This is a genomic window from Methylohalomonas lacus, from assembly GCF_024808875.1.
GTDB lineage: Bacteria > Pseudomonadota > Gammaproteobacteria > Methylohalomonadales > Methylohalomonadaceae > Methylohalomonas > Methylohalomonas lacus.
The window spans coordinates 91,301-101,205 of the sequence record NZ_JANUCT010000010.1 but is presented as its reverse complement, the minus strand read 5'-3'; the positions used below and the strand labels follow the sequence as shown (position 1 = coordinate 101,205).

The following is a 9,905-nucleotide window of genomic DNA, read 5'->3' as shown; positions in this document are numbered from 1 at the left end:
ATAAACTGCTGCGGCAGGCCTTTGCCGTGGCCACAACCAACCGGCCTTATTCGGCCGAATACGCTTGACTTCAGGCACAGTTCATTGCGAGGAGCGTGGCGACGAAGCAATCTCGATATGCGACTGAAATCAGACCGCGAATGAACGCCAATAAACGCAAATGATCGGGAGAGGAATCAATGTGGGAGCGGACTGCAGTCCGCGATTTACCCGGCAATGATACCGTCGTTACAAAGGGTACCCGGATCCAGATGACACACTACGTAAAGCAACCCAGTATCAACGAAGGACCCAGATATGCGAATCATGAATTCATTGAAAATTACACTGGTCAGTCTACTGCTTGTACTGCCGCTGGCGGGTCAGGCGCAGGAGCGGCTGCGCATGGCGACGACGACCAGCACCGAAAACTCGGGCCTGCTGGCCGAGCTGAACCCGGTCTTCGAGGCGCAGTACGATGCCGTCGTCGACGTGATCGCCGTCGGCACCGGCAAGGCATTAAAGCTGGGTGAAAACGGTGACGTCGACATCGTCTTCGTACATGCACCGCAGGCGGAGCAAAAATTCGTTGAGGCCGGCTACGGCGTCGACCGGACCGCGGTCATGCACAATGACTTTGTAATCATCGGCCCCGCTGAGGATCCGGCCGGCGTGAAACAGACCGATACGGCCGCAGAAGCACTGGCGACAATCCGTGAAACACGGGCAACATTTGTTTCGCGCGGCGATGATTCCGGCACCCACAAAAAGGAAATGCAGTTGTGGGACAAGGTCGGTATCGAACCGGCCGGCGACTGGTATCTGGCCATCGGCCAGGGCATGGGCGCCGTATTGCAGGTGGCAGAGGATCGTCAGGCCTACGCGCTGACGGACCGCGGCACCTATATCGCCTACAAGGACAAGATCGAGCTCGAGATTGCTTCGGAAGGCGACAAGGCGCTATACAACCCGTATCACATCATCGCTGTGAACCCGGTAAAGCATTCGCATGTGAAGTACGATCTGGCTACGGACTACATCGATTTCGTCACCAGCGAGGAAGGCCAGAGAATCATTAAAGACTACCGCATGCAGGGCCAGCAGCTCTTTTACCCGGATGCCATGCCGGGTATTTAGAGGCTATTCGGCCTTCCCGCATAAGCGGGAATCCAGTAAATAGGATATTACCCATACCAGTTTACTGGTATGGGTATACTTTAGTCTGAATGTATGCAGATACAGGGGCGTCGCCTGGAACTGAACCCCGCAGATCGCTCCATCCCCTGCCGAGGCACCTACAAATCGTGATAAATAATCCAGGAGATGATTAGTCCAACCAGCACGAATAAAAGGCTGTACATGATGAAATCGGTTATAAGCAACCGGTAAGCTGGCCGGGTATATATATTCATTGGCCCTGGAAGTTGCTCGCTCCTTGAGAGCCGGATAAAAGGCATAATATTTTCTGAAACGCCAGAAGGGCAACATAACCATGTTGGCCAGGCTTGGCGCTTCAACCGTCTGCCAGACATCAGGCTCCTTTTGCTTGAGTTCATCATAGAATGAAGTCAATTTCTTGTATAGCTATGGGAATAAATCGTGTCGGAAATGCAAAGAGTATCATTAGTATGACGAGCTGCTCGTGTACCTTGTCTGGATCTTAAAATGCACTCATGGCTTAGTCCCCAAAGATTGTCACTATGGCATGATGATTCGAGCATGAGTCAGTCGGCAGTAGTAATCAAGCTTACTGTATTCTAGCAGGGTTTTAGACTTTGCCTTACTTACTGGCGTACCCGGTCACCATGCCGGCGATCTCCGCGCCGACCGGTGTGGCCGTGCGCTTGGCGCAGAATAGCAATATGACCCGGATCGGCTTTGCCCGTGACAACAGCCACGTGATTTACAGCGATAGCCAACAATTGCTGGAGTAGAACGCAGTATGAAGATTGAACGCCTGATCGAAATGGCCAACGACATCGGCATCTACTTAATCAAGCTAGAGGCCAATCACGGCGAAGCCATGGAGGATGTTATGGCCACATGGCCAAGTTCTGGGAAAAGCGCATCTAGCGCCAGATCGTCCAGTATCTCAATGAGCAGGGCAGGGAGAATTACAGCTCATCGTGAAGGAGTCCGTGCAGAAGTTGAAAGTAGATATTGAGAGGGCTGCTTAGGAAAACAAATCTTAACCTTATTGTGTTGGTGATGTCGGTATTCTTTACAGCTCTAATACGTGTTTCATTAATCGGTTTATCGGCTTTTTCCGAGAAAATTGCCATATTTCGTCGACGTATCCACTTTGATGATGTCGGTGATTTTTACAATTTTAGTATATAGAGACAGGAAGGATTGGTGATTGACGAGGAATTTTCTATCCAACTGCATGTTTTTATTAAGTTAATATTGCCTGGCATATAATATGCTTTGATTTAGGGTCGTGACGCTGCTCATCCTCTGCTCACAGTCCGAAGCACAATGGAAGCGTTGATACGATCTTGTAAATCAACACAATCAGGAGATAGTGTATGAATATCATTAAATCGAAACGGCTATATCTAGGCGCGGCTGCAGTCGCTTCTACCGTTATGGCCTGGTCGCCTGTCTCGGCGATGCCTACCGTTCAGTATCTGGGCGCAGATTGTCAGGCAGCAAGTTGTGTCGACATGGCTGCCGGCGGCTATAACGTCAGTGGCGGTGGTGTGGTCGATCCGGCGACGTCAGTAGCCGGCCAATATAAGACACCAGGCGAAGATACTGGTAATTCTGGCAACGTACTTTCCTATAACGTGACCAGTTCATTGAACAGTCCAGCTGGTGCTACTACACCTATAACTGTTACAGATCTGGCTGGTTCCTTTGACGTATACTGGGGCTCTATCGACGACTTTAACTTCATTGATTTCTATAACGCTGATAGCGGCTCTCTTTTTACATACAGTGGAACTGATGCATTTAACGCCACGGGTAGTCCAGGATCAGCTGCAAATTTCGATACTGATGGTTATTTCAGATTTTCGAGCAATGACTCGTTCAGTTTTGATAGGGTTGTGCTGAGTAGCGAAAATGGCGTGGCTTTCGAGGCTGCTACGGCCTCTGTTCCAGAGCCTACTTCTCTCGCGCTGCTCGGCCTTGGGCTGGTCGGTCTGGGCATGTCGCGTCGTCGTAAGTCGGCTGCGTAATGTCTTAATTGCTATGTACTAAAAGCCTGCCTTTGGGCAGGCTTTTTTATTTCGCGTATTAAATGTTGCTAATATAATTATCCTTTGTTGTTTCTCTTCGCTCTCTAGACGCTATATGGCGGAGTGAGGCCCTATAGCTTTAGTAGTAACTATTTTGTTGCCTTCTATTATGTAATATTTGTTCTAATCGTATCTCCCAACGTGGATTCAATTTTCAAGCGCCTCTCATTATGGCCGCAGTGAAAGGCTTAGATGCTACTGCGGCTCGCCTCTTATTCCGAGCTGATGAGTTACACTTAGAATTTAATTCCACGCTTTTTTATAATCTTCACATAAGGCAACATCTTTGTATTCTTCAGTGCGATTTTTTCTGAAAATGCTACAACGTTAATCAGGATGTTAGTGTTAATGATCCGGATAAATTATCAGTTCGCAAATTTCAACCCTATATCTGATAACTCCGGATAATAACTTGATGACGCAGTGCCGGTGCGCGATAGTACAGTCGAGAGGTTTTTTTCCGGTTGCGTTTGTTCTAGGTGTCCTCCGCTATGCATTCCTTGCGAATCTCGGTTTCTGGATTAAAGTTGGCATGGTGGATGATTTGCTTCTGCCATTTCGGTTTTGTTGTCACTCATGAATATAAGCAATAAAAAAGGCCGGCCATATTTCCATGGCCGGCCTTGCAGTCACTTTAGCGTGATTGCTTCCCGCTTCGTTTCACTCGCGGTCGCAATGACGCCAGTCCTTTAGCCAAGCCGAATAGTAACCGCCTTTTCCTCGGTGTAGTTGTCGAGGACGGCTTCGCCCATCTCGCGGCCCCAGCCGGACTGCTTGTAGCCGCCGAACGGCAGGGCCGAGTTGAAGATGTTGTAGCAGTTGATCCAGACGGAACCGGACTGCAGGCGCGAGGCCAGCTTGTGGGCCTTGCTCACGTCGCTGGTCCATATGCCGGCGGCGAGGCCGTAGATGGAGTTGTTGGCCTGTCTGACCAGATCGTCGTCCAGGTCCTTAAACGGCATTGCTGCCACGACCGGACCGAAGATTTCCTCTTCAACGACGCGCATGCCGGGTTTGGCGTCGGCCAGGATGGTGGGCTCGATGAAATAGCCCTGACTGTCCTTCGGCCTGGTGCCGGCAGACAGGGTCCTGGCGCCTTCCTGGTCGCCGATGTCGAGGTATTCGCTGACGCGCTGGTACTGATCCTTCGATACCACCGGTCCCATCTGCGTGTTCGGGTCGAGACCCGGACCGAGCTTGATGTTTTTGGCATGCTCGGCCACACCCTCGATAACCTTGTCGTAGATCTTTTCCTGAACGAACAAACGCGAGCCCGCGGCGCAGCACTGGCCGTGGTTGAAGAAGATGGCATTGGCGGCGCCGGCGATGGCGCTATCGAGGTCGGCGTCGGCGAGGACAATGTTCGGCGACTTGCCGCCCAGTTCCAGCGACACCTTCTTCAGGTCATTGGCCGAGGCCTGGACGATCTTGCGACCGACCTCGGTCGAGCCGGTGAAGGCCACCTTGTCGATGCCGCCATGATTGGCCAGATGGGCGCCGGCGGTATGGCCGTAGCCGGTGATGATGTTAACGACACCGTCCGGTATACCGGCTTCCTGCAGGATCTCGCCCAGCTTGATGGCCGATAACGGAGTCTCCTCGGCAACCTTGAGCACCACCGTGCAGCCCATGGTCAGGGCCGGGGCCAGCTTCCAGGTTGCCATCAGCAACGGGAAGTTCCAGGGAATGATCTGGCCGACCACGCCAACCGGTTCCTTGCGCGTGTAGACGTGATACTGCGCGTCCGGATCGTAAAGTACGTTCAGCGGAATGGTGTAGCCATGACGCTTGGTGCACCAGCCGGACATGTAATGGAACATGTCGGCGGCCAATGGTACGTCGGCGGCCCGCGCGATGGTGATCGGTTTGCCGTTGTCGAGCGATTCCAGCTCGGCCAGTATGTCGAGGTTTTCCAGAATTAAATCGCCGACCTTGTGCAACAGCTTGCCGCGATCGGCCGGTGACATGTTCGGCCAGGGGCCGGATTCGAATGCCTTACGGGCCGCCTTGACGGCCTTGTCGACGTCGGGGCTGTCACCTTCGGCAGCCTTGCCAATTACATCGGTGGTTGCCGGATCAATGACGTCGAAGGTCTTGCCAGACTCGGCCTTGACCCACTTGCCATCGATCAGCATTTGCTTGGGTGATTTCAGAAACTCATTAGCAGCCTGACTCAAAGAGGGGATGCTTTCTGCCACTGCGCTCATACAGATATCCTCCGAAAAATGGTTTAACTTCGCAGTTTGTAGGTGTCACGACTATCTTCGTGAACAATGCCTTCGGGCAGAGGCATCGACGGCGCTAGCCGTCCGGCAGGTGCTGATAGTCAGCTGTAGATTTTATGGTCCTGCCATAACCCGGCGCCGCTGATAGGGCGGCGCCGAGCCGGTTGTTGCGGATCCGGTGCAACGAACTGTTGGTCATCAACGGTTGCTGCGTATCCTTTGCCGGCTCAGGGCCGGGTACTGTCGGTGGGGCAGCATCCAGCCGTAGGTATTCTGTTGTGCCGGTTGTCCACTGATTTCGGCATGCCACGCTCAGTAGACAACCCAATATGTAGAATGTTGCGAGTTCAGGGTGCCAGCTCGCAATCAGCTCTGCAGGATGATTGATCGCTGGCGGTGCCGTGTAAACAGGCATGCAAAAACATAATCACGACTTACACACGACAATACGGGGAATGGCGCCAGGTTTCAAACCGGCCCGGCCGGTTGCTTGCTAGAATGGGGCCATGATCGGAAATCGGAGCGATAAGAGCGGACTGGCGGCACTGCCGCGCCGGCTGCTGGTGGGGCTGGTGTACGGTTATCGCTACCTGGTGTCGCCGATCCTCGGGCCACGTTGCCGCTATCTGCCGACCTGCTCGGAATACGCCGCCGAGGCACTGGAAAAGCATGGTGTGTTCCGCGGCGGCTGGCTGACGCTGAAGCGGGTCGGTCGCTGCCATCCGCTGACCTGGCTCGGTGGCGGCAGCGGTTACGACCCGGTGCCGCCGAAAAAGGATACGGAGTAACCGGCGACGTCAGTGCCTGACCCACTGGGCGTCGGACAGCAGACACATGCCACCGGACATTTTCAGAAGCGGCCGGATGGCCGCCACGGCTTTTTCCGCGGTTTCCTCCGAGCAGGCCACCAGGATATAGGCGTTGGTGAATATATCCGCCAGGGCGTCGCTTTCGCGCAGCCCTCTTTCACCCTTGCCGCGTACCTGGTCGAGCACGGTGTAGCCCTCGATGCCGCAGTTTTCCAGCTCCTTCAGCAGACGGTTCAGGTAGCTCCGGTCGATAACGATTTCGAGACGTTTGACGGAATACATGGGCAATCACCAAAGTGTTTTCACGAGCATATGATACAGCGGTATGCCGAACGTGATGTTGAACGGGAACGTGATGGCCAGTGACATCGGCACGTAAAGGCTCGGGTTGGCGTCGGGAATCGCCAGCCGCATGGCGGCTGGCACCGCAATATAGGAGGCGCTGGCCGCCAGCACCATCAGCATCAGCGCGTCGCCCTCGGACAGGCCGATCAGCGCGGCGAGGACCACGGCCAGCAAGGCGTTGAACAGCGGCAGCAGTATCGAGAAGCCGCCGAGAAACCAGCCGCCGCGCAGCAGGTCCGACAGCCGCCGTGCCGCAACCAGGCCCATGTCGAGCAGGAACAGGCAGAGCACGCCGGTAAACAGTTCGACGGTGAACGGTTTCAGTGCGGTCATGCCCTTGTCGCCGGTGAGTGCGCCGATCACCATGCTGCCCAGGATCAGAAACACCGACCCGTTGAAGAACGCATCGCGGAACAGTTCGCCCCAGTCGGAAGTGTTGCCTTCATCACCGGTACTGTCGCGGTAGCGACGATACAGCATGACGCCGATGATGATCGCCGGTGACTCCATCAGTGCCATGGCGGCGACCAGATAGCCGCTGTAGTCGACGCCGACCTTGTCCAGGTAGGCGCTGGCCGTAATGAAGGTGACCGCGCTGATGGAGCCGTAGGTGGCGGCAATTGCGGCGGCATCCGCCACGCCGAGTCGCCGGCGCAGCAGCCAGTAGGCGTAAAAGGGCACGATCGCCGACAGCACGATGGCCGTCAGCAGCGTGACGATCACCTCAACACTCAGACCGCTCTGGTTGAGCGCATGTCCGCCCTTGAAACCGATGGCGAACAGCAGGTAGAGCGACAGCGCCTTGGTAATGGCGTTGGGGATTTCCAGATCCGAACGGCAGAGTACGGCGGCCATGCCGAGGAAAAAGAACAATACCGGTGGATTGAGCAGGTTTGAGAGAAACAGGTCCAGTTGCATGTGCGTTACGGGGGCAGTGTTGAGACGGTTTTATTTTTTTTCCAGTTTCGCGGCCTTGTCCAGTACCTTCTGTTCCAGGCCCTTACGATAATCCGTGATGCGCTGGCGCAGGTCGTCGTCGGACGTACCGAGGATCTGGGCAGCGAGCAGACCGGCGTTGGTGGCGTTGTCGATCGCCACGGTGGCGACCGGGATACCGGCCGGCATCTGCACAATAGACAGCAGCGAGTCCTGACCGCTCAGCGCGGTGACGTTCACCGGTACGCCGATGACCGGCAGCGGCGTCATCGATGCGGCCATTCCCGGCAAGTGGGCGGCGCCACCGGCGCCGGCGATGATCACACGCAGACCGCGCTGTTCAGCGCTGCCGGCGTAGTCGTATAAGCGCTTGGGCGTACGGTGTGCCGAAACGATCGTCAGTTCATAAGGCACGCCGAGTTCATCAAGTATGTCGGCGGCTTTCTGCATGACCGGCAGGTCCGAATCGCTGCCCATGATGATGCCGACGCGTGGTGTGGTATCGCCTGTCATAACGCGCGTTCCCCGCGGATTTTCAGAAGTTCACGAACCTGCTCAGCCTTGGCACTGGCCGCCTCGATTGTGTCATCAATCACGGTCACATGCCCCATTTTCCGCAGCGGTCGCGATTCGGCCTTGCCGTAGATGTGCACGGCAACGCCGTCGATGGCCAGGGCGTCGTCAAGGCCCTCGACAATGGTGCGGCCGCTGCTGCCGGCGGCGCCGAGCAGATTGATCATCACCGCCGGTTTCAGCTGTTCGGTGGAACCCAGCGGCAGGCCGGTGATGGCGCGGATCTGCTGCTCGAACTGATCGGTGACGCAGGCCTCGATCGTATAGTGGCCGGAGTTGTGCGTGCGCGGTGCGATCTCGTTGACCAGCAGGCGACCGTCTTTGGCGAGAAACAGCTCGACGCCGAAGACGCCGACACCGTCGATCGCCTCGATGGTTTTTACGGCGAGATCCTGGGCTGCCTGCGCCTGTTCCGGCGTGATCCGTGCCGGCGCGACAAGCTTGTCGAGAATGTTGGCCTCGAGATCGAACACCATCTCGACCACCGGGTAGACCCGGGTCGCGCCGTCGAGGCCGCGTGCCACCATGACCGCCAGTTCCAGTTCGCAGTCGATGTATTCTTCCAGCAGGCTGGGTACCGGCAGGATGCGCTCCGGCTCGCTGTCATCGTGAAAGATTTCCACGCCGCGGCCGTCGTAGCCGCCGCGCTGCGCCTTTTGTACCAGCGGGTAGCCGAACTCGGCCAGTGCCGCCGGCGTCGGCTCTTCCAGCTCGACGAATTTGCCGGTGGCGATGCCCTGGTCGGCGAGCAGTTGCTTCTGGCTCAGCTTGTTCTGGATGGTGGCGAGCAGGTGCGGCGACGGCAGGATGCTGAAGCCCTCGTCGAGCAGTTCTTCCAGCGCGTGCGAGTCGATCGTCTCGATGTCGAAAGTGGTGACGTTCGACAGCTCGGCCAGCTCGCGCAGCTTGGCCGGATCGAAGAAGTCGCCGACGATCTGGTGGCCGGCGACCTGCCCGGCGGGTGAGTTCGGGGTCGGGTCGAGGACGATGGCGGCGAAGCCGAGCTGGGTCGCCTTGCGCACCATCATGCGGCCGAGCTGGCCGCCGCCGATAATACCGATGCGGGCCAGCGGGAACGGCAGCGCCCGGTCTGACAGGTTATGGCTCATTGCGGGTCGGGTCTCTGGAAAAACGGGCAATTATAGCCGAGTTGGACGCTGGCTGCCGAGCCCGGCGTTGGTCGATCCGGGGCCCGCGGGCTAGAAGCGCAGGCCGGTCGTGACCATGAGGCCGGCGGTGCCGAACAGGACCACGTCGGATTCGACCGGGCCGATGCGCGCGCCGAGGCTCGGCAGGATCACCGGTGCCGTGCCGGTACTGTTGAAAGGGATATCGTCCTGGTGCTCGCCGTCGTAACCGTGCAGGAAGCCGCCGGTCAGCTTGGCGCGCAGTTCGAAATGCTCATGCGGCTGCCAGAGCGGAAACTCGCGGCCGACGAAGACGTACCAGCTGGGCTGGTCGTAGGAGTTCTTGAACCAGGCGCCGCCCACCAGCCAGCGTTCCGGGTTGTGAAACTCGACATTGATCAGGTTCTGATCGTTGTTGTGGTCGGGATCCGGGTCGAAGTGCTTGGTGTACAGGCTGGTCTGTACGACGACGTGATCCAGCTCCAGCGGCGTGAAGGCACTGCTGCTGGTCGGCAACAGCATGGTTGCCAGTATTACAAGCAAGATAATACTCGACCCGCGGGCGTTACCCGTGCGCAAAATGCGATTCATGAAAAATCCGGCTGTGGAAATGGCTTGACTGAAACGCCTGTACCAAAACGGGGGCGTATCAGATGGGGAGGTATTTGC

Annotated in this window: 12 protein-coding genes; 5 read left to right on the top strand and 7 right to left on the bottom strand. The window is 56.5% G+C overall.

Features of this window, described 5'->3' with window-relative positions:
- Positions 1–306: 306 nt before the first annotated feature.
- Positions 307–1,116, top strand: coding sequence for a substrate-binding domain-containing protein (locus tag J2T55_RS08485; protein ID WP_259055628.1), 810 nt, complete (start codon positions 307–309; stop codon positions 1,114–1,116).
- Positions 1,117–1,119: 3 nt separating this feature from the next.
- On the opposite strand, the gene J2T55_RS08480 is transcribed toward J2T55_RS08485, so the two are convergent.
- The gene (locus J2T55_RS08480) at positions 1,120–1,551 is read right to left on the bottom strand and encodes a hypothetical protein (RefSeq protein ID WP_259055627.1); all 432 of its coding nucleotides are present in this window, start codon (positions 1,549–1,551) and stop codon (positions 1,120–1,122) included.
- 203 nt (positions 1,552–1,754) lie between these two features.
- Here J2T55_RS08480 and J2T55_RS08475 point away from each other — a divergent pair, with 203 nt between their 5' ends.
- From J2T55_RS08475 to J2T55_RS08465, 3 genes are all read left to right on the top strand, one after another.
- The gene (locus J2T55_RS08475; RefSeq protein WP_259055626.1) at positions 1,755–1,913 is read left to right on the top strand and encodes a formate dehydrogenase accessory sulfurtransferase FdhD; all 159 of its coding nucleotides are present in this window, start codon (positions 1,755–1,757) and stop codon (positions 1,911–1,913) included.
- A gap of 8 nt (positions 1,914–1,921) precedes the next feature.
- Positions 1,922–2,143, top strand: a complete 222-nt coding sequence (locus J2T55_RS08470) for a hypothetical protein (protein WP_259055623.1) — start codon at positions 1,922–1,924, stop codon at positions 2,141–2,143.
- Between the two features lie 364 nt (positions 2,144–2,507).
- The gene (locus J2T55_RS08465; RefSeq protein ID WP_259055621.1) at positions 2,508–3,161 is read left to right on the top strand and encodes an Npun_F0296 family exosortase-dependent surface protein; all 654 of its coding nucleotides are present in this window, start codon (positions 2,508–2,510) and stop codon (positions 3,159–3,161) included.
- A 749-nt stretch (positions 3,162–3,910) separates the two neighbouring features.
- Here J2T55_RS08465 and J2T55_RS08460 read toward each other — a convergent pair.
- On the bottom strand, positions 3,911–5,428 hold the full coding sequence (locus J2T55_RS08460; RefSeq protein ID WP_259055619.1) for an aldehyde dehydrogenase family protein: 1,518 nt from the start codon (positions 5,426–5,428) through the stop codon (positions 3,911–3,913).
- A 524-nt stretch (positions 5,429–5,952) separates the two neighbouring features.
- On the opposite strand from J2T55_RS08460, the gene yidD reads away from it, so the two are divergent.
- Entirely contained in the window at positions 5,953–6,234 is a 282-nt protein-coding gene (gene yidD / locus J2T55_RS08455) for a membrane protein insertion efficiency factor YidD (protein ID WP_259055618.1), read from the top strand.
- Positions 6,235–6,243: 9 nt separating this feature from the next.
- On the opposite strand, the gene J2T55_RS08450 is transcribed toward yidD, so the two are convergent.
- The 5 genes from J2T55_RS08450 to J2T55_RS08430 form a co-directional block, all read right to left on the bottom strand.
- Positions 6,244–6,537, bottom strand: a complete 294-nt coding sequence (locus J2T55_RS08450) for a P-II family nitrogen regulator (RefSeq protein ID WP_259055617.1) — start codon at positions 6,535–6,537, stop codon at positions 6,244–6,246.
- A gap of 6 nt (positions 6,538–6,543) precedes the next feature.
- The gene (locus J2T55_RS08445; RefSeq protein WP_259055615.1) at positions 6,544–7,518 is read right to left on the bottom strand and encodes a sodium-dependent bicarbonate transport family permease; all 975 of its coding nucleotides are present in this window, start codon (positions 7,516–7,518) and stop codon (positions 6,544–6,546) included.
- 30 nt (positions 7,519–7,548) lie between these two features.
- Positions 7,549–8,049, bottom strand: coding sequence for a 5-(carboxyamino)imidazole ribonucleotide mutase (gene purE / locus J2T55_RS08440; RefSeq protein WP_259055613.1), 501 nt, complete (start codon positions 8,047–8,049; stop codon positions 7,549–7,551).
- A complete protein-coding gene (locus J2T55_RS08435; RefSeq protein ID WP_259055611.1) occupies positions 8,046–9,218 on the bottom strand; it encodes a 5-(carboxyamino)imidazole ribonucleotide synthase in 1,173 nt (390 codons plus the stop codon). Before J2T55_RS08435 ends, purE begins: the two co-directional genes overlap by 4 nt.
- A gap of 90 nt (positions 9,219–9,308) precedes the next feature.
- A complete protein-coding gene (locus J2T55_RS08430) occupies positions 9,309–9,758 on the bottom strand; it encodes a hypothetical protein (RefSeq protein ID WP_407660069.1) in 450 nt (149 codons plus the stop codon).
- Between the last annotated feature and the right edge of the window lie 147 nt (positions 9,759–9,905).